Annotated in this window: 18 protein-coding genes; 5 read left to right on the plus strand and 13 right to left on the minus strand. The window is 49.4% G+C overall.

From position 1 onward, the window contains the following. Nucleotides 1-8: 8 nt before the first annotated feature. The 13 genes from mraZ to ACYQ2L_RS07550 form a co-directional block, all read right to left on the minus strand. Nucleotides 9-452, minus strand: a complete 444-nt coding sequence (mraZ, locus tag ACYQ2L_RS07490) for a division/cell wall cluster transcriptional repressor MraZ (RefSeq protein WP_460053528.1) — start codon at nt 450-452, stop codon at nt 9-11. A gap of 306 nt (nt 453-758) precedes the next feature. Further along, nucleotides 759-2,396 carry a glycoside hydrolase family 57 protein gene (locus ACYQ2L_RS07495; RefSeq protein WP_460053529.1) on the minus strand — a complete coding sequence of 546 codons (1,638 nt, stop codon included), beginning with the start codon at nt 2,394-2,396 and terminating at the stop codon, nt 759-761. Nucleotides 2,397-2,429: 33 nt separating this feature from the next. Further along, entirely contained in the window at nt 2,430-3,155 is a 726-nt protein-coding gene (locus ACYQ2L_RS07500; protein WP_460053530.1) for a DUF4912 domain-containing protein, read from the minus strand. Between the two features lie 97 nt (nt 3,156-3,252). Then, on the minus strand, nt 3,253-3,999 hold the full coding sequence (locus ACYQ2L_RS07505) for a hypothetical protein (protein ID WP_460053533.1): 747 nt from the start codon (nt 3,997-3,999) through the stop codon (nt 3,253-3,255). Further along, nucleotides 3,996-5,015, minus strand: a complete 1,020-nt coding sequence (locus tag ACYQ2L_RS07510) for a hypothetical protein (RefSeq protein ID WP_460053535.1) — start codon at nt 5,013-5,015, stop codon at nt 3,996-3,998. Before ACYQ2L_RS07510 ends, ACYQ2L_RS07505 begins: the two co-directional genes overlap by 4 nt. Before the next feature lie 112 nt (nt 5,016-5,127). Continuing rightward, complete coding sequence (locus ACYQ2L_RS07515; protein ID WP_460053536.1) at nt 5,128-5,931, minus strand: hypothetical protein; 804 nt, start codon at nt 5,929-5,931, stop codon at nt 5,128-5,130. Nucleotides 5,932-5,948: 17 nt separating this feature from the next. Further along, nucleotides 5,949-7,646 (minus strand): DNA repair protein RecN, encoded by a 1,698-nt coding sequence (gene recN, locus ACYQ2L_RS07520; protein ID WP_460053537.1) that lies wholly within the window; start codon nt 7,644-7,646, stop codon nt 5,949-5,951. Beyond that, nucleotides 7,639-8,493 (minus strand): NAD(+)/NADH kinase, encoded by an 855-nt coding sequence (locus tag ACYQ2L_RS07525; RefSeq protein WP_460053538.1) that lies wholly within the window; start codon nt 8,491-8,493, stop codon nt 7,639-7,641. Before ACYQ2L_RS07525 ends, recN begins: the two co-directional genes overlap by 8 nt. Before the next feature lie 124 nt (nt 8,494-8,617). Continuing rightward, nucleotides 8,618-9,697 (minus strand): DegT/DnrJ/EryC1/StrS family aminotransferase, encoded by a 1,080-nt coding sequence (locus ACYQ2L_RS07530; protein ID WP_460053539.1) that lies wholly within the window; start codon nt 9,695-9,697, stop codon nt 8,618-8,620. A gap of 61 nt (nt 9,698-9,758) precedes the next feature. After that, complete coding sequence (locus ACYQ2L_RS07535; protein WP_460053540.1) at nt 9,759-10,244, minus strand: chemotaxis protein CheW; 486 nt, start codon at nt 10,242-10,244, stop codon at nt 9,759-9,761. Nucleotides 10,245-10,335: 91 nt separating this feature from the next. Next, a complete protein-coding gene (locus ACYQ2L_RS07540) occupies nt 10,336-12,105 on the minus strand; it encodes an NADH-dependent [FeFe] hydrogenase, group A6 (RefSeq protein ID WP_460053541.1) in 1,770 nt (589 codons plus the stop codon). Beyond that, nucleotides 12,098-15,301 (minus strand): NADH-ubiquinone oxidoreductase-F iron-sulfur binding region domain-containing protein, encoded by a 3,204-nt coding sequence (locus ACYQ2L_RS07545; RefSeq protein WP_460053543.1) that lies wholly within the window; start codon nt 15,299-15,301, stop codon nt 12,098-12,100. Before ACYQ2L_RS07545 ends, ACYQ2L_RS07540 begins: the two co-directional genes overlap by 8 nt. Beyond that, nucleotides 15,294-15,806 (minus strand): NADH-quinone oxidoreductase subunit NuoE family protein, encoded by a 513-nt coding sequence (locus ACYQ2L_RS07550; protein ID WP_460053544.1) that lies wholly within the window; start codon nt 15,804-15,806, stop codon nt 15,294-15,296. The genes ACYQ2L_RS07545 and ACYQ2L_RS07550 overlap by 8 nt, the downstream gene beginning before the upstream one ends. A gap of 530 nt (nt 15,807-16,336) precedes the next feature. Here ACYQ2L_RS07550 and ACYQ2L_RS07555 point away from each other — a divergent pair. From ACYQ2L_RS07555 to ACYQ2L_RS07575, 5 genes are all read left to right on the plus strand, one after another. Then, nucleotides 16,337-18,037 carry a DEAD/DEAH box helicase gene (locus tag ACYQ2L_RS07555; RefSeq protein WP_460053546.1) on the plus strand — a complete coding sequence of 567 codons (1,701 nt, stop codon included), beginning with the start codon at nt 16,337-16,339 and terminating at the stop codon, nt 18,035-18,037. Nucleotides 18,038-18,211: 174 nt separating this feature from the next. After that, entirely contained in the window at nt 18,212-19,720 is a 1,509-nt protein-coding gene (locus tag ACYQ2L_RS07560) for an acyl-CoA dehydrogenase family protein (protein WP_460053549.1), read from the plus strand. Nucleotides 19,721-19,790: 70 nt separating this feature from the next. Continuing rightward, nucleotides 19,791-21,113 (plus strand): valine--pyruvate transaminase, encoded by a 1,323-nt coding sequence (locus ACYQ2L_RS07565; RefSeq protein ID WP_460053552.1) that lies wholly within the window; start codon nt 19,791-19,793, stop codon nt 21,111-21,113. 73 nt (nt 21,114-21,186) lie between these two features. Beyond that, entirely contained in the window at nt 21,187-22,761 is a 1,575-nt protein-coding gene (locus ACYQ2L_RS07570) for a histidine kinase N-terminal 7TM domain-containing diguanylate cyclase (RefSeq protein WP_460053553.1), read from the plus strand. A 100-nt stretch (nt 22,762-22,861) separates the two neighbouring features. Then, nucleotides 22,862-24,868, plus strand: a complete 2,007-nt coding sequence (locus ACYQ2L_RS07575; RefSeq protein WP_460053554.1) for an adenylate/guanylate cyclase domain-containing protein — start codon at nt 22,862-22,864, stop codon at nt 24,866-24,868. The last annotated feature ends 21 nt before the right edge of the window (nt 24,869-24,889 follow it).

Here is a 24,889-nt window from a genome sequence, read left to right on the forward strand (position 1 = left end):
TTTCATGCCTAAGAAAACGGGAGGAGCTCTCCCAGTCCTTCAGCAGCACTCTTAAATTCAGCTTCTTTATCATCCAGGTACAAACGATACTCGTCTGCATCCCAGATCTCCAGATACTGCGCTATTCCCAGTATGACAGTATCCTTCTTAAGCCGCGCATATTCACGGAGTGACGGCGGGATAGTTATTCTCCCGGCCTTGTCAATCTCCACCTCCTGAGCCGGCGCAATAATTCTGCGCTGAATCAGTCTGGCCTGAGCGTTAAAAGGTGAAGTAGAACCCATAATTGAGTCAGACAGACGCTTCCAGTTTTCAGGCGGAAGCATCCAGATGCATTGTTCTATCCCTTGGGTCAGAACAAGGCTGGATCCGGGCAGTTCTGTACGGATACGAGACGGAACGAGAAGACGACCTTTTTCGTCAAGGGTATTTCTGTAATCCCCCGTCAACATATCAAAACCACCACATCACCCCATTAAATTCCACTTTCTCCCACTAACATACTCTATACTATGCTTTCCAGCCGAGTTGTCAACCTAGGCGACAGAATATATGAATTTAATTCCAGAGGAAAATACACGATGTGGTAAACAGATGTTTAGATAGACGCTATAAAATGAACGCAGACAGGAGATCAGGAATTAACATGATGGCAATAGAAAGATAAAGGCTGTCCGCAATATCAGCAGACAGCCTTTTGGATTATGGAAGGGCCTTACGAATGCTCATGCAAAATGTAATTTTGCAAAAAGCTCTCATTAATAAGGTTTTATCTGATGCATTTCCTTGTCGGAAAACTGTACCAGCGATACGCTGCCGGCAAAGGCACGGTAATCGATATCGGGAAATACATTATTTTTCTTTTCCAGTCTGGTAAGCCAGTCAGTACTCAGATTACCCCGGCCGAGTGAATCATATATCTGGGTGAAGCTGGCAAGATGCTCCTTGATTCTGCTGACAGCATAGGAAACAGTGGTACCGGTACGCATAATAAACGGCCAGTCAGACGACTGCACAAGAAGTAATTCACGGGCAGCCTGATTAAGGGCTCGTTCCTTGATTCCATCCTCGTTGGGAAACCTTGCTACCAGCTCATGCATTCGCTCAATGGCCTTGTGTATGTGTCTGTATATCCAGTCGTTGGATCCATCCAGCCACACCTCACTGTAACCCTTGTTGCCCCAGGAGCTGTATGCCGGCTGAAGATTCTGATACTCGCCACTGGATCTGAGAAAATCACCAGGGAATGCAGTTTCAACCGGGACATCTGATGAAGCCATCAAGCGCAGCACCTGCTCTAGCCATTGCGGTCCTTCGAACCACCAGTGCCCGAACAATTCTGCATCGTATGGGCAGGTTATGACCGGCTCACGGTCCATAAACTTCTGGGCAAGCTGCATTTGCTGTACCTGGCGGTTAACAAAATTATGCGCGTGTTCCCGGACTCTCTGCTCGGCAAGGTCCGGCTGGTACGGTTCCTTGTGATTGGATTGCTGATTGGTAATCCGGTAGTATTTCATGCCGGTATTTATCCGGATGCCGTCCGGATGAATAAAAGGCTTGATATAATCCATTGGAAGATCAAAACCCACATCGCGGTAATATTCACGATACAGGGGATCCCCGGGGTACCCTACATCTGAAGACCAGACTGCATTAGCAGAGGCGAGATCACGCGGAAAAGCCAGAACCCCGGCAGGTGTACGCACTGGGGAATAAACACCGTACTTTGGCAGAACAGAAGAAAAAAGAACACCATGAGCCGCAGTGAAAGTGTATTCAATACCATGTTTATGCAGACAGCTGTCCAGACCCTCAAAGTATCCGCACTCAGGAAGCCACAATCCCCTGGGGGCAGCACCAAAGGTTTTTGTGTGGGAATCAATTCCCATCGCAACCTGCGCATCGATAGTTTCAGGATAAGATTGATACAAGGGGAGATAGGAATGCGTTGCTGTTGTAGTGAAGAGCTCAATCCTGCCGGCATCAGCGAATTCCTGAAAACCACGCAGAATATTATGCTCATACAGCTCACAGAAATCTTCCTTGTTTTTCCGGAAGATATCGAGATACATTTCTGCTAAGTGATAAAACTCTGGTTCATGCCTGGTTCGTTCACATTCCAGTTCAGCAAGCTCGATCAGGCGGTCTGCATGCTGTACGTAGCGTTCCTGCAGAAGTGAATCGCCCAACATTGCTGACAGGGTTGGAGAGATGGAGATTGCCAGCTTCATGGGAATATTATCCTCATGAAGCGAACGAAGCACCCGAAGCAGCGGTAAATAAGTCTCAGAAACTGCTTCGAAGAGCCAGTCCTCTTCCAGAAAGCGGGAATACTCAGGATGCCGCACAAACGGCAGGTGAGCATGTAAAACAAATATGATCTTTCCCATCATTACACTCTCATTTCGGACCACACGACGGACCGTTTAATCCAGAAAATACTGATCGGAGTAGTTCCGTATGCGCTTAGGCACACTAGCTCCAAACGAAGACACACCAAGATTCTCAATTCCCGAAATAGCGATCAATGCATCGGCATTGGCATCATCCTTACCATTAGAACTCAGGAAACCGACCGGAACCTGAATGGTATTGGATGTAGAAATCAGGACCTCGTTATCCTCCAGCTGAAGAATAAGCCGGACCCGATAGAATGTATCCCTATTAGGCAGATTGATGTACCAGTTACGGTCATCCATTGACACCGGGACATCGAAACTGTCGATCACAGTTCCCCCCTCATCATCACAACAGGCCAGTTCGACGACCCGAATTATCAGACCAGTAACAGGCTTTTCATACTGTTCTGACATCTTCTGCATATGATAATCGTTTATATCCCAGTAACAATATGCCCAGGCAGGATCGCGAAGGAGCAAGGTAACACGTGACTCATTATACCGGTTTGGAAGTTCGATAGTACTGAGCAGATGGTCAGAGACGATCTCCTCCTGTATATCATACTTCTTCTCCTGAACCCGCACCAGATTATTATTTGCGGCATCACGTTCGCTGCGAATATCTTCATATGCCTCAAGCAGGGAATCGATCAGCAGCTGGCGTCCATCGTCCTCGGACCAATCCACCTCAAACTCCTCTGCGAGGGCTGTAAGAACATCATCAGAGAGGCTTTCTAATCGCTCACGAGTCATGTAATACCTCCATTTAAAAAGATCGTAGGATTTTTTCTTGCTTCCTGTCAAGCCACAAGATGGGTCAGGAAGAAACAGAAGGTTACATGGAAGTTGATCAATCAGTTCCAAATGCCGGCAGTACAAGAGAATGCACCTGTCTTCTACCGCCGGGACTGAGCACGGTGAATTCCAGAATCTGTTCAGGATAGAATCCTTCGTATTCGAATCGGAAGCCGCTTTCGGTACGCTGATAGACGAGTCCAGCAACGTCATGCACAGCTCCACCCAAAAAATCAAAATGAAACAGCTCCTTGTCCTCCTCAGGCAGGCGGAGAACAACCCTGGCAGGGGGCCGGTTTCTTACAGCTCCCGGACGTCCATAGCGAGAATGAATTACAACTTCAATACTGGCACCCTTATGCCCTGCATGCCAGACGAGAGAATCCAGACGAGCAACACTGCTTTGCTCGGGAAGGCTGGTAAGAGACAGAATCAAGGCTGGATTAATCCGCTTCCTGTTCTGCGGATCGATTAATGCAGTAAAATGTGCATTCGGCAGCTGCTGCTGAAGAGATCTGAAGGAACGAGGATGCTCCATTATTCTAACAGAGCCTGAAAAGAGAGAATTCGCGCGGTTGCCGGAGTCAATGTACTCATAGACGGTTTCTCCTTCATAGAACAAAAAGAAATCATCCGACGGCTCACGGAGCACACCGCTAATCAGCTCACCTGAGTCACTCAAATCAAGGAAAAAAGAAAATATACGCTGTGGCTCAGTCCATTCTGGATCTTCAGAGGCAGCAGACAAATAAATGGAAAAAGTCAGCAGAATCAGCAGTACAATCATTGCTGTCGATTTCATTTTCCACTCCCGGTCATATTCCGATTACTCTGCTCGACAGGTTCAGTACGAAAACCGTACAGTACTGCATTTTCATTATTCCAGAGTAGAATATTTCCATTGTGAGCAGTTGCTCCCGCCACTGCAGGGGCCGAACTTCTCATGTAGACACCTCCGCGGTTATTGCGAAGCTCGAACATCTTTCCCGGATCACTATCCCCGGGAGAATACTCTGCCAGGTCGCGCCATAACATAAGGTGTACCGGGTGGCCGTAAAGCTCCTGGAATACCGCACCGTCAGGCAGCTGACGGACTTCTCCGTGCCTGCCCACTAAAAGAGAATAATCATGAATATACAGACTTTCTGCACTGAGTTCCATTTCTACAGGCCCTGTTAACGCTCTCCCCCCCGGCAGCGACATTGCATCCGAAAGTTGCTCAGGGCTGGAAAGATTCCTGATTTCCAGCACAGGGTTCGTTCCTCCGATAACAAGAAATATCAAATCAGCATCTATAGCTGCGGCAGCCACGGGATTCCCGTCAGGATTACGGAGGATTCCGGTCATACCATCATTGTCTATGAGCAGGACCTGGCCATCTGAGCTTCCAACAACGGTGTATAACTCGGATGCCTCCAAAGCAGTAATCACATCACTAAAACCCCGCTGCCACAATAGCCGCCCATCTCTCGAGTATGCATCAATGCGGTCAAGAAACCGACCCGCTATAAAAGGGCGTTTTCCCCGAAACAGAAGCCTGCCGTCTGATTGAATACTGATAGCCATTCTGCCGTCTGGATGATACAGATCGAAGACTCCGTTTCTGCTGCGGGCAGACCCATGAAGTTCTCTACTGAAGGCTCCTCCCTCGGGGTAGCTGTACTGACCAACAAGATTTCCATTCCCGGGATCAAGATAATACAGTCCCGGAGCCTGCCAGAGAGGAATAAGTTCAGCGGCTTCCCGGGAGAAGCCTACATTTACCGGGGACTGGGTCTGAGCAGAATCCAGCCGGGTAGTCCACAGAGGCTGTAGCATCACATCGCTCCCGGCAAAGCCCGGGATAACAAGAGAAAGTATAATACCGGTCAGTAATAATCCGGCTGTATCCATTATTCTACGAAGTAGTTTCTTTACTTCGCTGTGCGTTCTATCTGCGTGACTCCGAAGCCTTCTCGTCCGCGTCCATTTTGTTCTTCCAAACATCGATTTTTTTCTTCACCTTTTCGGCATCGTCGTTCTCACCAAGCTGCATGTGAAGGCGGCGAAGCGCCATCAGATATTGAATAGCAACCTTGAAATCATCTATTCGAGAGGTCGACAACTCATATTTTTCACGGTAGCGGTCGGCAGCCTGATTCAGCCTTTCCTTGACTATCCTCAGATGCTTGACTCTTACTTCATAACCTTCTACCCGCGGATCAAGACCTGCTACCAGAGTTTTCAAGTTTAGCAGATTTTTTGCAACCGTTGCAAAGCGTCCATCCAGCTCAACGAATGACCATTTCCATTTGGAATTGTCTCCAAAATCTTCCTTGACGCAGTCGATTGCAAAACCAAGTTTGATAATCATTTCATATCGTGCACTGTCTTCAAGACCGTCAATTTTATCCTGATATTCATCGTAGTCGCTCAGAGGTGCATCTATCCAGTCGCTTACTATTTCCTCAAGGTAGATAATACTTTGATAACAGCACTTCCGGGCATCGTTCAGATAAGTGTCATTCTTGAGATTCAGAAGAGCAAGACTGATTTGATTTAATACCAGAAAATAGGAAGCCAGATGCAGGCGTTCTTCAGCAAGTGTGAATTTCTTGTATCGATCACCAGTCTCGTCTGAACCGATAACCTTCAGGATATTTTTTTCACGCTGTTCTATCAATTCAATCTGCTGCTTATACAGCTTGATTACTTCGAAGAACTCATTTTTCGCCTGGGTACTGACCTTGGCCATGCAGTCTCCTTCTCATACTATGCTATTCTACTGCTTCCGTATCTCCTCAGCAATTCCTCGGCATGACTGCGGGACACTTCAGCATTGCGATCACCTGCCAGCATTCTGGCTATTTCCTCGACCCTCTGACTCTCGTCAATCTCATTTACACGAGTTACAGTTCGATCTTCTTTCTGTTCTTTCAATACTACCAGTTGATTATCGGCTCGAACAGCGACAGAAGCAAGGTGTGTTATGCAAAAAATCTGCTTCATTGTCGACAATTTCTGCAGATGCAGGCCGACAGAAAGCGCTACCTCGCCACCGATGCCGGTATCTATCTCATCAAAAATCAATGTTTCAATGGGGTCGGTCTCTGCCAGAACGCTTTTTATGGAGAGCATGATTCTACTGACCTCTCCTCCGGATGCTACAGAAGCAAGCGGCTTCGTAGGTTCACCCGGATTCGCCGAGATGCGGAACACGACGCTGTCCTGTCCAAACGGGCCGCAGACAGGTTTTCCGTTCTCCGATGTCTTGGCATCAACCCGAATTTCAAATTCAACCTTCGGCATACCAAGAGTTGCGAGCGTCTCCTGGATTTTACGGCTCAGAACCTCGGCATGCTCGCGGCGCAGCTCACTCAGCTGCCGTGCTGCCTGAAGCAGATTCCGCTCCCGATCCCTCAGCTCGGCATCAAGTTTTTCCAGCTCCTCTTCCGAGTGTTCCAGGGCGTCCAGGGTTTCCCTGGCGTCTTCGGCATACTGCAGCACATCCGTCAGGGATGCCCCGTATTTTTTCTGCAGTCTGCGGATCTCTGCGAGTCTGTCCTCGATTGCTTCCAGCCGTTTGGGATCAAACAGGAGACCGCGATGATAATCTCCAAGCCCCTCTGCAATATCCTCAATTTCAAAAAAAGCTTCTTCAAGCCGCTTCGAATAATCAGCCAGTTGAGGATCAATGCCAGCAGCTGCATCCAGCGCAGCCCTCGCGGTCCGTAGCTGAGCAAGGGCCCCTCCCCTGCTTTCGGCTGCACCGGCATAGGCTGTGTCGAGACTGCTATAGAGTTTTTCATACTGAGTCAGTGTACTTCTCTCAGCCTGCAGCTCATCATCTTCATTCGGCTGCAGTTTTGCGGCCTCTATCTCCTTCAAGGCAAAATTGAGCATGTCTGCCTCTCTCTGCCTTGCCTGTTCATCAGAAACAATCGAACTGCGTTTTTTCCTGAGTCTGGTCAAATCCAGAAAATCTGTATGATACCCTGCTACCCGATCATCCAGCCGTCCGAATGAATCCAGAATTTTCCGATGATTTTCTTCCTGAAACAGACTCTGATGCTCATGCTGTCCGTGCATGTCGAATAAAAGGGATCCGAGCTCTGCCAGTTCTTTCAAGGGCATCGGAACAGATTGAATATAGATCGAACCCCGGCCAGTACGTTTGATGGTTCTGCGAAGGAAAAGCTGACCATCCTCCAGCTCGATATCCCGCTCCTTCAACCAATCAGCAACTATCCCCTCTTCTGAACAGCGGAATACACCAGAAACAACCGCCTCCTGGCAGCCGGAACGAATGGATTCAACTTCAGCCCGTTCGCCATGCAGTAGACCAAGAGCTCCGGCAAGTATGGACTTACCAGCTCCCGTTTCACCTGAAAGCGCTGTCATACCGCGGCTGAAGCGGATAGAAAGCCGGTCTATGAGTGCAAAATTCTGAATGGATATCTCTTCAATCATCCGGTCCTCCCGACCAGTTCAGTTTCGCCCGTAGCACGTCATAAAATGAACGCCTTGAACTTCTCAAAATTCCTGCATTATGGGCTGCCCTTCGTATTACGACACGATCACCCAGGCGCAGAGCAACAACGGTCTGACCATCAACCGTCAGTATAAGATCCGCCCTTTGGGTCTCGTCAATTCGAATAGTCACGACTTCGTCCGGTGGCAATACGATTGGACGATGCGAAAGAGCAAAAGGGCAAATCGGGTTCAGGATGAGGGCCTGCATTTCCGGATACAAAATCGGACCTCCTGCAGCAATAGAATAGGCTGTTGAACCTGTCGGTGTAGCAACCAGAATACCATCTGCCCGGTACCTGCCGAGGTCACCGCTATCAAGTTCCACCTTCACAGAAATCAGATTGGAAATTCCTGCTTTGGTGATTACGGCATCATTCAACCCGATATGACTGCAGTAGAGTTCACCGTTGCGATAGACCTCAGCCTGCAGGATAAGCCGCTCTCCTGCTTCAACCTCCCCGGATTCAAATGCAGAGAACACATCATACCACTCATCCTCTGCTACCTCGGTTATAAAACCGAAGCTGCCGAGATTCACCGGGAGAATGGGCACAGAACGACCCGCCAGCAATCTGACGCAGTACAATACCGTTCCATCACCACCAAGACTAATGGCAAGGTCGGCCTCAGGAATATGGTTGATATCTGCATCACCACTGAAGCGGCGCACATGAACCTGAATGTTTTTGGCCTCAAGGCGAGACACTATTTCAGATATCAGCCCTTCGGCTGCCATCTTGTGCATATTTGCCATTACCAGAACCGAGCGAATTTTTTTCTGCATTGTCCTAACTATACTTACACAATCATGTGCTGTAAAGCTTGAATAGACAGTCAGATATGCAAAATAAAACCAGAAATTCATTAAAAGTAATGAGGACTGCAGGAAATACTGCTACTCCTGCAGCTCAGGGTAAACTGACAAGTATTTTTGAAAGCTCCTGAATCTGCGGCCGGGGGAGGCTTGGATACAGCGGAAACAAGAGACAGCGTCTCCACAAGCCAGCTGCATTCGGCACAGCTGCAACTGGACACAGAATTTGCTGAAGCTCTTCGGGTTCTTCACTTTCCTCAATACCATAGGCATCAATAATTGATCCCTCGAAAGCCGGCCTGGTCTCGACGCCTTTCTTTTTGGCATATGCCTCTACTTCCTTACGGCCGGTCTCTACTATCAATGGTAATCCAAAGTAAACCTGTTCGGCATCACCTGACTGCACAAGCAGACGATGACGGGACTGCTGCACTGCCCTGTGAAGAATCTCAGCTATTTCCTGGCGTCTCTGCAGCCGGTTCGGCAATTCCTTCAACTGTGTAACGCCAAGAGCGGCATTCAGGTCCGAGAGATATACCTCTCGAAGCAAAGTGGAAGAAGCTTGATTCAGAGCACTGGCCTGCTTCCGACCCTTGCCGAGGACGGCTGCTCCGCCTCCGGTTGTCAGCATGTCCTCTTCTTCAAGAGAAAGAACGAGAAAATCAGCCTGCGCCCCGGCCAGCTCATCACCCAGACGTGAACCCGCACCCCTGCTTATATCAAGCACAAGGCCTGGAATAAGAGAAGACAACTGCTCGATCTGAGGCACGTAACCAAGACATGTGTCACAGATCAGAACGACCGGAGTGAAGTCCCGATCCATGGCGAGAGCAGACTCAAGGCTTTCGGGATTTACAGTACCGTTTTTGGGATCAACATCTACCCAGCCAAAGGGAATACCGCTGCTCAGCAATACCTCGGCATAGGCTCGCGGCAACAGTGGTGAAAGCAGAATTCCTTCATTTTCCTTCAGGCTCAATGCGGTGTAAAGAACCTCAATCGTTCTACGGAATTCCCGAAAAGCCAAACCACCTTCAAGATCAAAAAAATCAAGCAGAGCAAGCACAAACTGCTCGGATATCTGTCCAGGTCCCAGAGTATCGTCAACCATGGTTTCGAGAACCGCCTGCATATCTTTGCGGTTAATTGCCGGACGAAAAAGAGGTATTTTCATAGTATCAGTTTTCCTTTCAGGAAATAATTAGAGCTATTTGCAAACAATTCTGCATTATCCACTATACAGCGGAAAAATCACCGATCGCTCGTAATTCACGTGAGTTGAATAAGCGCCGTATATCAAGAATGATCAGGTATCCTTCTTCATCCCTATTCACCACACCTTGAATGTATTCAGCACCGATTCCACTGATCATCTGCGGCGGGGGCTGAATATCCTTGCCCTCAACACGAACTACCCGGTTTACACGGTCTATAATAACAGCGAGCAGCATATCATCGATTTGAATAATGACAAAACCGCTCAATAACTCATCTTCTTCACTAAGATCTGCTTTTTTAAGATGGAATCTCCGGTGCAGATTAATCACAGGAATGATCGAGCCCCGGAGGTTGAAAATACCTTCAACATACGCCGGTGAATTTGGTATTGCGCGGACTTCCTCAACCTTCACGATACCTTCTACATCCATGATGTCAATTCCGTACTGCTCTTCACCAAGCTGAAAAGTAACGAGCTGCATTGACTGAAAATTGTCAGACATTCGACGCCTCCACCTTAAGCATACTCATAGATCAGCCTTTCCGCAAGTCATAAAAGAAAATGACCGATAGCCGCCGGAATAGCAGGCGCGCCTACTGAGGATGATAATGCGTATGCAACAGATGATGCGCCATATCACTGCCGGGACTGCCCAGAAAATCACGATACAGGGTCTGAATCGCGGGATTCTGATGAGAACTACGGAACGATCGTCCGGCATCTTCCGCATACAAGCCGGCGATGCGAGCCAATCTAAGCTCATCACTCACAGGCCTGGGTTGCCCGCCGCCGCCGATACAACCACCCGGACAGCACATGATCTCCACGAAATGATACGTCTGCTCCCCGGATTCTATACGCCTCAGCAATTCGGCAGCATTTCCCAGTCCGCTGGCAACGGCTATCGAAAGTTCTGCATCTTCCAGGAATTTCCATTCCGGAAGAACTTTTCCCAGTTTGAGTCTGGCTTCCTTTATACCTTCCAGCCCCCGGACAGGGTGGAATTCGAGCCGTCCTTCTGGACCGGGCAGGGCTTCTCCTGTAACTAATTCATGCACTGTCCTGAGAGCAGCTTCCATTACACCACCGCTATTTCCGAATATATCAGCAGCACCGCTGGATATCCCCAATGGATCATCCATCCTGGAATCCTGGAGTCTGGTAAAACTGATTCCTGCCTGTTGAATCATATGTGCCAGCTCCCTTGTCGTGAGAACTGCATCTACATCCTGATAACCTGAAGATCTCATTTCCGGCCGCTCTGACTCATATTTCTTTGCAGTACAGGGCATAATCGAAACAACATATATTTTTTCGGGATCAATTCCTTTCTCGCTGGCATAATAGGTCTTTGCCAGTGTGCCGAACATCTGTTGGGGAGACTTACATGAAGAAATCATTGGCAAAATCTGGGGGAAATTCTGTTCAGCAAAATTAATCCAGCCGGGTGAACAGCTGGTTATAAGGGGTAAAGGCACATCCTTCCCTTCAGCAAGGAATTGCTGTAATCGTTGAAGCAGTTCAGTTCCCTCTTCCATAATTGTAAGGTCCGCTGTGAAGTTGGTATCAAAGACTGCATCAAAACCAAGTCTTCTGAGAGCCTGAACCATTTTACCCGTGACCCGGGTTCCCGGAGGCAGCCCGAAACACTCTCCTATTGCTGCCCGTATTGCCGGTGCAGTCTGCACTACAACATGCAGATCCGGATTATCAAGGGCGTCCCAGACCCTGTCTATATGAGATGACTCCATTATAGCCCCCACGGGACAAACGGCCGCACACTGACCACACTGCACACAGGCCACTGTTGAGAGATCACCGCCGAAAGCCGGACCGATTGTAGTCCCGAACCCTCTTCCCTGTGGGTACAAGGCACCTACCCCCTGGATTCCATGACAAACACGGACACAGCGCCGGCACTTGATACACTTTCCGGTGTAGCGGACTATCGCGGAGGTGCTGTTATCTGTATATGAGGGAAGCTTTGGTCCCGTAATCGTATCCCGGTCAAGCCCGAGTCCAGCAGCAATGCTCTGCAACTCGCATTCACCGTTCCGGAAGCAGGTTCCGCATTCGCCGTTATGCTCACTCAACAGCAGATCTACTACCATTGTTCTGGCCGTTCTGACCCGCCTGGTGGTTGTTTTCACCTTCATACCATCAACTACCGGAGCAGCACAGGCTGCAAGCAGGCTTTTTGCTCCTTCAACCTCAACCATACATACCCTGCATGCCCCCAGAGGCTGATGGGTTTCCATATTACAGAGCGTGGGAATAACCACACCTGCTTTTTTTGATGCATCAAGAATGGTTGCACCTGGTTCGACACTGACCTCTATTCCGTCAATTGTAAGATTATACATATACGGCCTCCCGGGATGCTTTATCACTGCGGCACTTGCCGTACTCACAGCGCAGACATCGTGCCGCCTGTATCAAGGCAACAGATTCATGCCAAGGTAATTCAACCTCTTCAAAGCTGTTCATGCGCCGCTGTACATCCAGGGTCTTCAAGGCCTCCCTTCCCTGCTTCACTGGTGCGGCATCCGGGTCAAATACAACATCCACTTCACGGTCGACCCGCCAAAAGGCGTGATTCTCTCCTGTAAAATAGCGGTCTATTCCAACTGCTGCTCGCTCACCGGCTCCAATGGCTGCCACAACGGATGCCGGTCCGGTGACACAATCTCCACCAGCAAACAGCCAGTCCAGCCGGCTCAATCCGGAGGCTGGATCCACCTTTATATATCCGTAGTCATCAAGCACAGCATCTGCAGTCTTATTGTCGTACAGGCTGCGCTCGGAGGGTTGCTGACCGACAGCTGCGATAACCTGGGAACAGGAAATCTCTATAGCACTGCGTCCGGCATCGGTCGGACGGCGTCGCCCGGATCTGTCGAATCCGCCAAGCTCCATCGGCATACAACGGACGGCACACACTCTACCGTTGCCGTCTGAAAGCAATTCTACAGGCTGCATCAGTCCGCGGATTACAATACCTTCTTCCTCCGCTGCATCAAGCTCCTCTGCATACGCAGGCATCTGACCGCGCGTACGCCTGTACACAATCGTCACCTGTTCCGCTCCCAGCCGAACTGCAGTACGGGCTGCGTCCACAGCAGCATTGCCCCCGCCAATAATCACAAGTTCTTTTGCAACCGGTGCTGAACCGCGGATATTATACTGCCGGAGAAAGTCCACTGCATGATCCACTCCTTCCAGATCCTCTCCCGGAATTCCTAAACGCGTGGAGCCCGGGGCACCAATCCCCAGAAAAACCGCTTCATAAGCTTCTTCACGCAAGGAGCTGAGAGTGAAATCCTGCCCAAGCTTTTTACCCGTAATGATTTCAACTCCCAGCTGCTCAATCATACGAATTTCCCGGGCCAGTATCTCCCTCGGGAGACGATATGCAGGAATAGTCTGAACCAGCATCCCGCCCGGTCGTTCTTCTGCTTCAAATATCTTTGGTGCATATCCCAGCCTGGCCAGGAAATAAGCACAGGATAATCCTGCAGGCCCTGCACCTACAATGGCGATTTTCCGTTCTGCATTCCGGGGGTTTAAAAGAACTTCAGGGTGCTGAATTGTGACCTCCTGATCTACCATGAATCGCTTTACGGCACGGATTGCCACCGGCGAATCAATTGAACTGCGGCGGCAATGCTCCTCACAGGTATGAAAGCAGACCCTTGCACATACTGCGGCGAAGGGATTCCGCTCCCGGTGAAGCTTCAGTGCATCGGCATATCGTTGTTCCTTGACCAGAGCCACAAATCCAGGCACATCTACCCCTGCCGGACAGGCACTCTGACAAGGCGCTCTCACAAGTCCCGGACAGACTCCTGCTGCACAGTGGTGGCTGAGAATATGTTGTTCATACTCATGGCGGAAGTGGCGTAATGTAGACAGCACCGGATTAGGGGCTGTCTGTCCAAGCCCGCAAAGGGCAGTCTCCTGAATCTGTCTTCCCAGACGCTCAAGGGTCTCAAGATCCTGCATACAGCCCTGACCGTCGCATATGCGCTCCAGTATTTCCAGCATCCGTTTGGTGCCTACTCTGCAGGGTGCACATTTTCCACAGGATTCCTCCTGAACAAACTCAAGAAAAAATCTGGCTACGTCCACCATACAGGTTTCCTCATCCATAACAATAAGGCCACCGGATCCCATAATAGCACCAAGCTCCGTCAGTGATTCATAATCAAGTGCCACATCCAGGTGTTCCCTCGGTATGCAGCCACCAGATGGTCCACCAATCTGAGCTGCCTTGAAGGGCTTATCACTAATGATTCCCCCTCCAATATCATAAATAAGCTCCCCTAATCTGGTTCCTATTGGCACTTCCACCAGACCTGAATTCCTGATTGATCCCGCAAGTGCAAAAACCTTGGTTCCCCTGCTGCCTTCCGGCAGACTACTGCCGTGCACCAGCTCCAGATAAGCAGCGGCTCCCATACCAACTATGCAAGGCACCGATGCATATGTCTCAACATTATTCAGCAGACTGGGGCAGCCCCAGAGCCCCTTTTCAGCAGGGAATGGTGGTCTAGGTCTGGGTTCACCCCGCCGGCCCTCTATAGAATTCATCAAGGCAGTTTCTTCCCCGCAAACGAAAGCACCGGATCCCTTGCGGATTTCCAGGTTGAATGAAAAACTGCTACCAAGAATATGTGTACCGATCAGACCAAGCTCTCCAGCCTGCTGGATCGCACGATTCAGACGCTCAACGGCAAGTGGGTACTCTGCGCGTACATAAATAAAGCCGGCATCAGATCCTGTAGTCAATCCGGCTATCAGCATACCCTCAATTAGATCATGTGCGGCTCCTTCTATAATACTGCGGTCCATAAAGGCACCTGGATCTCCCTCATCTGCATTACAGATCACATATTTAGGATACCCGCTTTGTTTGAGTGCCGCCTCCCATTTTCTCCAGGTTGGAAATCCTGCGCCCCCACGACCTCGGAGGCCGGACTCCTTCAAATCATTCAATACGATTGAAGATTGATTCTCAGAAGCTGTTTCCAGCAGAAGTTTAACCAGAGCGGAATACGCACCGTTTGCAATTGCTGACTCAATCCTGTCCGGATCCGTAAGCCCGCAGGAACGCAGTGCTATCTTTCTCTGTTCCCGGAAAAACCCGGCAGCACCGTTCCAGATGGCTGGATGATTTTTAGATACCGGCAGGCTGCTGCTGCTATCCCAGTCATCAAGAATTTCTGACACTATTTTCTGATTCAATCCCTCAAACACCAAAGGGGCAGCATTCTTCATCTCATTATCCCTGTTGTCAGCGCTCCTGCCTCCCCGAACAAAGGCTGCAACGGGCCCCCTGGCACAAGGCCCCAGACAGCCAGTCTGCAGCACCCGGACATTCATTGCTCTACGATTGACTTCCTGCGTCAGATATTCCAGGACAGATTCGGAACCTGAAGCAATGCATCCCCCTCCGCAGCACACCCTGATTTCTCCCCCACTGAATTTTTCGAGCTCACATGATGTGGTCAGCATATCATTCCATGATTTTAGATTGCTTATTCTGGTACGCTCACTCATGGTCAGTCTCCTTGTTCTCCCGATACTGACGGCATATATCCTTGATCCCTGCCGATGAGACGCGCTGATGTGTATTATCATTGACCATTACCACCGGAGCCAGTCCACAAGCACCGAAACAACGGCCTGTCTGCAGAGAAAAACACCGGTCTTCTGTAGTACCGCCATCCGATATTTCCAGTTCATGTTCAAATGCTTGCTCGACCGCGCGTCCACCACGGACATAGCAGGCAGTTCCAAGACAGACACGTATGGTATTCTTTCCTTTCGGAATCGTTGAAAAGTATGAGTAAAACCCGACTACACCGGTCACCTCGCTGTAGGGTATCTGAAGAGATCTGGAAACATGGTGAAGCACAGCTTCAGGCAGGTATCCGTAATGCTCCTGCGCAAACTGCAGAACGGGAATGAGAATCCCCCTGGTACCGGCATTTCCGGAAATAAAATCATTCAGGGGAGATAGATCAACCCTCGTGGAATCCACTGTCTCTAACTGCACCGACATAAGCCCTCCAGATGCAGCAGCGGACAATACCGTACGCGCTGCATTAATTTACTATCTGGCTGCGGCAGCATACGATGAAAAACTATCGATATATAATTCACTATAATATATAATGCAGGATTTGCAAGATTATTCGGAGAATAAACAATATACAGGCATCTATTATTGAGTCGTTAGAAAACATCACAATAGCCCGAGAACAAGTTTTTTTCCTGCCACTACTTAGCAGCAACATCTGTGGATTATATACTCAGGCATATAACATCTCTGTTATATCATGGCAGGAAAAACAGATACGCCATAATATTGTGATGTTTTCTAACGACTCAGGACCTATTGACGCGATTGATGATTCATGTGATTATCTGGCATCGGCGATAGACCCGGGGTGATCCCGTCTGACACGAGTTGGTAGTACATACCATATAGTCATTCACCAACGGGCTGCGTGAAGTCGCGTTCTTTCTCCGCAATATATAATCACGTGCGACCCCTCGCGGGAAGAGTTTCACATCAAGGACAGTTTTTTTATGACATCTCACACTTTTAGCGACCTCGGTCTAGCTGATGCTATTCTGAAGGCCGTAGAGAAGCAGGGCTATACCACGCCCACTCCGATTCAGGCTCAGGCAATTCCCGGCATTATGAACGGCAGAGATCTTCTCGGAACAGCTCAGACAGGCACCGGCAAGACCGCTGCTTTTGTACTTCCGGTTCTTCACCAGATCATAGAATCCGGTGTTTTTAATACATCAAATGCTTCCAGGGGCGGCAGCAGCCGCAACAACGACCGCTCTCAGGGCGCTCGACGCAACGGACGCAACAGCGGAGGCCGTGACAGCCGCAGACCGGCAGGTGACCCGGTGGCTGCAGCAACACCTCAAGCTCTCATTCTGGCACCTACACGTGAACTTGCAATTCAGATCGGCGAAAGTATTCGAGAGTATTCTTCAGGTTCTCAAATCCGTCACGGTGTAATTTACGGAGGAGCTCCGAAACCCGGACAGGCTACCAAGCTGATGACCAACCCGGATATTCTGGCAGCTACCCCTGGTCGTCTCATGGATTTCATCGATGAAGGCCGTATCGACCTCTCCGAAGTGCAGATTCTGATTCTCGATGAAGCAGACCGAATGCTTGACATGGGATTCATCCCCGATGTCGAGAAAATTGCTGCAATGGCAGTTAAGCGCCGGCAGACAGTTCTTTTTTCAGCTACCATGCCCAGAGCAATTGAAAAACTTGCCAACGAGCTCCTTACAGACCCCGAGCGCGTAGCGATTACTCCTGCAGAAGTAACTGTAGACAGGATACAGCAGTCTGTTATGCATATGGACAGGGAAAGCAAAGCAGAATATCTGCCACAGCTGATCCAGGATCTGGCTATGTTCCGGGTCATTGTGTTCACCAAGACCAAGCACAGAGCGGCCAAGCTGGCCAAACAACTGAGCAAACTGAACATCCCTTCAGATGCTATTCATGGTGACCGCACTCAAGGTCAACGCCAGCGGGCACTTGAAAGCTTTAAAAAAGGAAAGATTCAGGCACTGGTAGCTACAGACGTTGCTGCCCGGGGAATCGATGTTGACGATGTTTCACATGTAATCAATTACGAAATTCCGAACGAGGCAGAATCCTACATACACCGCATCGGCCGAACAGGACGTGCAGGGACAGAAGGTACAGCAATAGCATTATGCTCCAGGGATGAACTCCGGGATTTCCGGGCAATAGAACAGCTCCTCGGAACACAGATTGATGTAAACCGGGATCACCCTTTCCATCTTGAGCCACCAGCAGCTCGTGCAGGTCGGGCCGGTGGAGGCCGATCATCAGGTGGCAACGGAGGACGCGGACCAGGCAGGGGCCCATCCAGAGGTCCGGGACGAGGTCCAGCACGCACAGGCCAGGGCCCCGACAGCCGGGGACCAGGCAGTAGCCGCAGTCAGAATGAGGGATGGAAACCCGGTAAACGCGCCGCAGCTCCAGCTGGCGGACACCACCGTGATTCGTCTCCTTCAGACAACAGAGGAAATCGAGGTAATCAACGGGATTTTAACCGCAGCGATAGGCCTGGCGAATACAATGCCCAGACCAGTATTGCAGAAATGTTTACCAGGGAAGAATCCGGCAATCGCTATAATCAAGGCAGCAATGGACGCAAGAAGGCGGCCAAGCCTTTCCATGGTGCATCCGGCCCCGGCGGAAACAAGGGCAGAAAATCCTGGTAACAGTGTTTTCTCTACTTTAAGTATTCAGACATAAATTCATGAATCAGACGCTGCAGAATATATCTGCAGCGTTTTTTTATTGTTTCACCTCCTGAATGATTGACATCCGATCACCAAATGATTAGCGTTTTAATCATGAATTATACAAAGAGTTCACATAACTCTCTACAAACAATGAGCGACACTGAATATCAGGAACAATATGCCGACAAGCTTCATCACCTCTTCGGCGAACGTGCCGACCTTGATCAGATCGGTTTACAGCGGGGTATTCCTCCATATGTGTTCCAGGAACTTCTATCAGCTGGTCCGCAACTGGCATCAATTCCGGAATCACATGGCGGTCGCGGAGCACGCCCACATGAAATCCTCGCTGTACTGGAAAAAACATCCTATCAGAGCCTGCCTTTAGGACTTATTCTCGGAATCAACGGGGCACTTTTTCTTGAACCTCTGGCAAAATATGGACAGGCCTCTCTCAAGGACAGGGTTTTCCCGAGATTTACCGGTGCAGGAAGTCTCGGTGGCCTGATGATTACCGAACCGGATTACGGTACCGATGCCCTGAGCATGCAGACAAGTTTTACCGGCAAGGGCCCTTATTTTATCAAGGGCACCAAACACTGGGCCGGACTCAGTGGCTGGGCGGACTTCTGGCTGGTGACAGCCAGGGGGCAGAAGGAAAACGGAAGTCTTCAACGCGACATAAGTTTTTTTGTCGCAGACTCAGCACAGCCCGGGGAGCTGATCAAGGTTGAGGAATACTACCCGAATCTCGGTCTGTACTCCATTCCATACGGTCGCAACAAACTTGATCTTGAACTCCCGGCAGACAGTAAATTCAATCCAATCAACAGCGGCCTGCGTCTGCTTCAGGATCTGCTGCATAGAAGCCGAATGCGTTTTCCTGGACTTGCAGCTGGATTCATAAAGCGAATGTATGATGAAGCCCTGACTCATTGCCGAAGCCGTTCGGTTGGTGGACAGACGATCGAGAACTACGATCAGGTTCAGCTGCGTCTATCTGAAATACAGGCAGGCAGCACCACGGCTGCTGCTTTCTGCCGATACGCAGCCCGTCATTCCTCAATCAGCTTCGATCTGGTTCAGGAAGGAATGATAGCCAATATCAACAAAAGTCTGCTTAGTGACATGATGCAGGATTCTGCTCAGTCACTGCTCCAGCTGAAAGGTGCCCAGGGTTACCGACAGGACAGTGTGGCAGGGCGAGGAGTCACTGACAGTCGGCCTTTCCAGATATTCGAAGGATCAAACGATGTGATTTATCATCAGATTGCAGCTGCATTCCTGAAATTCATGAAAAGTGCCAGTGAAAAAAGCCTTCCCGCTGCTCTGAAACTTCACGGTCTCACCAAACACAGCCTCGAACTGGTTTCTGATTCAGTTAAAAAAGCCCTGAATATTGTCATTGAACAGGATAATGAGCTTCCGCAAAGGAAACAGGTTGATTTCGGGAGAATAATTTCACGGCTTGTCTCTTTGACTCTGATCTCCGATCTCGGAGACAGCGGCTATGACCACAGACTGATACGTAATTCCCTGGAACTATGCTCTGAACAGCTTGCCCGTCTGAGCGCGGGATTTCTGCATAGGGCAGTACCGGTAGCTGTGGAAATCGAGCATGGAATGTGCCGAACACCTTCCTGGCAGAAAGCTCTGTAGGTAATAGACAAGCAGGATATAATATTACCCCGGCTGACATGCTGAAACAGTACATGCTACACTTGGTGATATGAATTGGTCAGATTTCGGTCATAAGCTTACAGCACGAAGCGGTATCCTCGAACTGATGGATGACCTCGGCAAGGCAATGCAGAGTCCCGGGAAGAAGTTCATGCTGGGCGGCGGTAACCCGGGAGTCATTCCAGAAGTAAACGCTGTCTGGCGCCGCCGTATGCAAGAAATTCTCGCAAACGGAGATGAGTTCGAACGCGGAATTGGTAATTATGATACTCCCCAGGGGAAGCAGATCTTTCTGGAATCGATGGCTGCTCTGCTTCGCAAGGAATACGGCTGGGATGTAGGGCCAGAGAATATCGGCGTAACAAACGGTAGTCAGACAGCCTTCTTTATTCTATTCAACCTCCTCAGCGGACGTCTGGACGCCGAGCGAGGCCAGGGAGTAAGCCAACTTGCACTGCCAGGGCATGATACCAGCGTAGGACACAACAAAATCCTCCTGCCCTTTACTCCTGAATATATTGGATACGCTGATCAGGGGATCGGCGAGGATCACTTTGTTTCTCAGCGGCCTGTTATCACCATGACCGGAGAGCATGAGTTCAAATACCAGGTGGACTTTGATTCACTGGAAATCAGCCCGGATATCGGTGCAATCTGTGTCTCAAGACCAACAAATCCGACCGGAAACGTGCTGACCGATGAAGAAATCCAGCGTCTGGATCGTCTAGCGAAAGACAACGGCATTCCTCTCATGATAGACAATGCATATGGAACCCCCTTTCCGAATATTATTTTCAACAATGCCACGCCAATCTGGAACCCCAATATTATCCTTGGTTTGAGCCTTTCAAAAATCGGTCTGCCGTCTACCCGGACCGGCATACTCGTTGCCCGTCCCGAACTGATCGAAGCTGTATCAGCCGTTAACGCCATAACTTCACTGTCCAACGGGACCCTGGGTCAGCTGATTACCGGACCGATGCTGGAAAGCGGTGAGCTGCTTGAGATCAGCAGAGAAATCATTAAACCTTTCTATTCACAGCGATCAATATCAGCGCAGGAATCGATGAAGCGGCATTTCGGTGGACTGCCCTGGCGGGTACACCGCAGCGAGGGGGCACTGTTCCTGTGGGTCTGGTTCGATCATCCCGACATAGACACCTTCGAGCTGTATCAGATACTCAAGAAACGAAATGTCATAATAGTACCGGGCAAGTATTTCTTTTATGGAATAGATAATAGAACACGCAGTATTGATTCCTGGCAGCATAGAAATCAATGCTTCCGGATGAACTTCGCCGGTGATCCGGAAATGATTGATGAAGCCCTGGGTATAATTGCCGAGGAAGTACGTAAATTGATACCATCATGAGTAAGCTCTGCACTGCCATAAACAAGAACCGCAATGATTTGCAGCCCCAGCTGTATCTGCCTATACTGTGTATATGAATACATTGCCGTTATTGTATCTGGCTATCCTCGGATGTTTTGTAGCGTTTTCTGCAATGTTGAAAATCGGCCGCCAGCTGCAGCATAGTTACCGAGCACGTTTATATTTTGCGCTTGTGCTCGCAACCTTTCTGTATGTTTTCGGCTATTCACAGTCTCTGATTCAGTACAGCATTGCCGGGGCTGATTTCTGGTCCCGCTTTCAGTATGCAGGTGTTTCCTTTCTTCCGGTAAGTCTCAGCATGTTGACCTTTCATACTGCTTATTATCCGGAAAACAAGAGTTTTCCACGCTGGTTTCTTCTTCTCCTGCTGCCCGCGTTCATCATCTTGCTCAGTCAGTGGTCGTATCCATATGCGCATATATACTATTCCGGCAAGGAATATCTGGAAAACGGACCATTTCTGCTGGTGGGCAGGGTGTATCCCGGCTTTGGCTGGTATCTGAATACTGCCCATGTAGTGCTGGGCTTTGTGTTGAGCGCAGGCTTTGCAGTACATGCAATCCGTAGATACAGGGGCATGATCCGAAAGGATCTGATCCTGATGCTTACTGGAATCATAGTACTCGCTCTGGCATACTTCGGCAATCTGATTTTCGTAGATGCAGCTGCCAGGCAGGACCCCATACCAATTGTCATTTCTCTGGTCAGTCCCCTGTTTGCTGCCGGGATATTTGCCGACCGCCTTATAAACGATCTCAGTCACGCAAAAACCTATTATTTTGATACAAGCTCTTCTCCAGTATTGATCTTTAACAGAGAGCATCTGCTTATCGATATGAATTTGGCTGCCTGCACACTTTTCTCGATATCCAAACATAATGCCATCGGTCAAAGCTGGAACTCACTGCTCTCCAGCCAGAAAGAAAGTGAAGTCATCATCCGGGATAACGGGAGAGCAACAATAAAAGAGCTGCTGCTGAACGGCAGGATTTATGCCTACAACACCACTGTATTCAAGGATCAGTCAGGTGTCAGGAGAGGCACCTTACGCTCTCTGCTGGATATGACAGAACAGCATGCTGCTATGAAAATCCTTGAACAGGAAGCAAGCATCGACGGACTGACAGGTCTGCTGAACCGTAAGCATTGGGAGAACAAGGTACGCATTGCTATCAAGCAGGGTATCCGTTTTTCACATCCCGGGAGCCTGATTCTGCTCGATCTGGATAATTTCAAGCAGGTAAACGATACTTACGGCCACCTCGCCGGTGACACAGTGCTCAGGGAAGTTTCTTCAAGACTAAAATATAATATGCGTGAGATCGACATTATTGGACGCTACGGAGGCGAGGAGATCAGCATCTGGTTGTCGGAGACAAGTCAGGACAAAGCCTGTGTTGCAGCAGAGAAACTCAGAAGGCTGATCTGCGATAAGTCAGTTCTGTACGGGAACCAGGAGATACAGGTAACTGCCAGTATAGGTCTGCATGGCGAATCACCGTTAGTAACCGGGAATGTCTATGACATTATCAAGGTTGCCGATCACATGCTCTACCGAGCCAAAGACAGGGGAAAAAACAGAATCGTATGCTCACAGAATGAGCAGGGCAAGTCTGCGTTGACCTGAGAGACCTGTGCGTCTATAGTATACGCAGGTGAATATATTGCGTAAGCCCAAAAAAAGAAAATGGCATATCCGACTCACATTGCCTATTTTCTATTCTGTAATGGTATTTGTGACTGGATTGCTGATTTTCAGCTTCCACTTTGTTGGATCACAGAGAATCCTGAGCACGGTTGCCCGTGACTACATAGATAAGATCCGCGCCCTGGTACTCGAGAACACCGAAAACTATTTCGGTCCGGTTGAAGATCTGGTACTGTACTACAGCAGTATCCTTCCGGAGTACATAGATAGCGACATGGATAACGAGGAATTTGGAGATCTCTTTTTCCGACTGTCGGCTCCACACTTTGGTCTGCAGGATCATGTAGTGAATCTCTATATAGGAGATGAGCGGGGTAATTTCTGGATGAATACGCGGGAACCGGATGGTTCCATAAGCACACTGCTTGTTGAACGGAGAAACGGGCAGGAGATTAACAGAAGAGTATACCGCGAACATGGGACCGAGCGTATAGAGGCACTGCCGGACTACAGTTATGATCCGCGCCTCCGACCCTGGTACCAGCAGAGCGCTGAACAAAACACTGTCAACTGGACTCAAGTCTATATTTTCTCTGCATCACAGCGGCCTGGAATTACGGTATCAACACCAGTCCTGGACAGGAACGGAAACTTTATTGCGGCTGCTGGTGCAGACATATTCGTAGAGGACATAGCCGATTTCCTGTCTGAGCTGCAGGTTGGCCAGCGAGGACAGGCATTCCTGCTTGATCAAGCTGGCCTTATTGATTCATTGACACGTATCAGTGATCCAGGCGTTATTTCCACGAGTGATGTTGAAACAGCATTTATAGAATTCCTGCATTTCCAGGAGGATAAAAACGCTGACAGCACAATCCTGCAATTCCAGGCAAATGAGGCATTGCTCGCAGCGTTTGCCCCCCTCTCCAGTCAAAGAGGGCTGAACTGGTACGCTGGCATCGTTGTTCCAGAGGACGACTTTCTCTCCGACAAGCGCGCTTTTCTCTTTATGAGTATAGTACTGACACTCGTAACCCTTGCAGGAACCCTGAGTCTCTCCATTATTTTCTCCAGAAAGATCACCAGACCCTTGCTGGATCTGGTTGGTGAAGCCGCAAAAATCCAGGCTTTCGATCTGAATGATGCAGTCGATGTAGACACAACCTTTGCCGAAATCGAACGCCTGCAGCAGGCATTCGAAAATATGAAATCCGGACTCCGCTCATTCAGAAAATTCGTTCCAGCAGATCTGGTCAGATCACTCCTATCCCGAGGGATTGAGGCAGAACTGGGAGGTGAAGAGAAATCAGCAAGCATTCTCTTCGCGGATATCATCAATTTTACCGGACATTCCGAGAATATGACCGCCGGTACCCTGGTCCAGCATCTTGGTGATTTCATGGGTAGAATCAGCGAGATAATTCTTGATGAACATGGAACCGTAGACAAATATATTGGTGATGCACTCATGGCATTCTGGAATGCGCCTAACAGTGTGGATGATCATGGATACAAGGCCTGCTGTGCAGCCCTGAGAATCCAGGAACGGCTGTACGGTTTAAGAGAAGAATGGACAGCAGCAGGACTCCCCGCATTCCGGGTGAAGATCGGCGTCAACACCGGATCTGTAGTAATCGGCAACATGGGTTCTGAATCAAGACTGAATTATACCGTCACCGGAGATCCGGTAAATGTAGCCAGCAGGCTGGAATCATTATGCGGTATCTATGGGACAAGTATCCTGATCTCTTCTGACTGCCTTGATGCATGCCATGGAAAAATCTTTGCCAGACAGATCGACAGAGTCAGTGTAAAGGGAAAGGCAAAATCCGTGGATATCTATGAGGTGATGGGATACAGCGATCAGATTGACGAGAATCTGAGCAGCCTGCGCAGTTCTTATGAAGCATCGCTGCAGCTCTATTTCCAGCGGGACTGGTCAGCTGCTGAAGCCGCCTTCTGCTCTCTTCTGAAAAAATTTCCGGAAGATCAGGCAAGCCGACTACTCGCCGAACGTTGTAGAACCTATCTGACGAACCCTCCCCCTGACAGCTGGAATGGAGAATTCGTTTTTCTGCAGAAATAGTAATCGAAAAAGTACTCAACA

The sequence above is a fragment of the Spirochaeta dissipatitropha genome, assembly GCF_054657935.1.

Bases quoted from the DNA above. Each gene is read 5' to 3' on its own strand.
- mraZ (WP_460053528.1), bottom strand. From the start codon at position 452: ATGTTGACGGGGGATTACAGAAATACCCTTGACGAAAAAGGTCGTCTT.
- ACYQ2L_RS07495 (WP_460053529.1), bottom strand. From the start codon at position 2,396: ATGATGGGAAAGATCATATTTGTTTTACATGCTCACCTGCCGTTTGTG.
- ACYQ2L_RS07500 (WP_460053530.1), bottom strand. From the start codon at position 3,155: ATGACTCGTGAGCGATTAGAAAGCCTCTCTGATGATGTTCTTACAGCC.
- ACYQ2L_RS07505 (WP_460053533.1), bottom strand. From the start codon at position 3,999: ATGAAATCGACAGCAATGATTGTACTGCTGATTCTGCTGACTTTTTCC.
- ACYQ2L_RS07510 (WP_460053535.1), bottom strand. From the start codon at position 5,015: ATGCTACAGCCTCTGTGGACTACCCGGCTGGATTCTGCTCAGACCCAG.
- ACYQ2L_RS07515 (WP_460053536.1), bottom strand. From the start codon at position 5,931: ATGGCCAAGGTCAGTACCCAGGCGAAAAATGAGTTCTTCGAAGTAATC.
- recN (WP_460053537.1), bottom strand. From the start codon at position 7,646: ATGATTGAAGAGATATCCATTCAGAATTTTGCACTCATAGACCGGCTT.
- ACYQ2L_RS07525 (WP_460053538.1), bottom strand. From the start codon at position 8,493: ATGCAGAAAAAAATTCGCTCGGTTCTGGTAATGGCAAATATGCACAAG.
- ACYQ2L_RS07530 (WP_460053539.1), bottom strand. From the start codon at position 9,697: ATGAAAATACCTCTTTTTCGTCCGGCAATTAACCGCAAAGATATGCAG.
- ACYQ2L_RS07535 (WP_460053540.1), bottom strand. From the start codon at position 10,244: ATGTCTGACAATTTTCAGTCAATGCAGCTCGTTACTTTTCAGCTTGGT.
- ACYQ2L_RS07540 (WP_460053541.1), bottom strand. From the start codon at position 12,105: ATGTATAATCTTACAATTGACGGAATAGAGGTCAGTGTCGAACCAGGT.
- ACYQ2L_RS07545 (WP_460053543.1), bottom strand. From the start codon at position 15,301: ATGAGTGAGCGTACCAGAATAAGCAATCTAAAATCATGGAATGATATG.
- ACYQ2L_RS07550 (WP_460053544.1), bottom strand. From the start codon at position 15,806: ATGTCGGTGCAGTTAGAGACAGTGGATTCCACGAGGGTTGATCTATCT.
- ACYQ2L_RS07555 (WP_460053546.1), top strand. From the start codon at position 16,337: ATGACATCTCACACTTTTAGCGACCTCGGTCTAGCTGATGCTATTCTG.
- ACYQ2L_RS07560 (WP_460053549.1), top strand. From the start codon at position 18,212: ATGAGCGACACTGAATATCAGGAACAATATGCCGACAAGCTTCATCAC.
- ACYQ2L_RS07565 (WP_460053552.1), top strand. From the start codon at position 19,791: ATGAATTGGTCAGATTTCGGTCATAAGCTTACAGCACGAAGCGGTATC.
- ACYQ2L_RS07570 (WP_460053553.1), top strand. From the start codon at position 21,187: ATGAATACATTGCCGTTATTGTATCTGGCTATCCTCGGATGTTTTGTA.
- ACYQ2L_RS07575 (WP_460053554.1), top strand. From the start codon at position 22,862: ATGGTATTTGTGACTGGATTGCTGATTTTCAGCTTCCACTTTGTTGGA.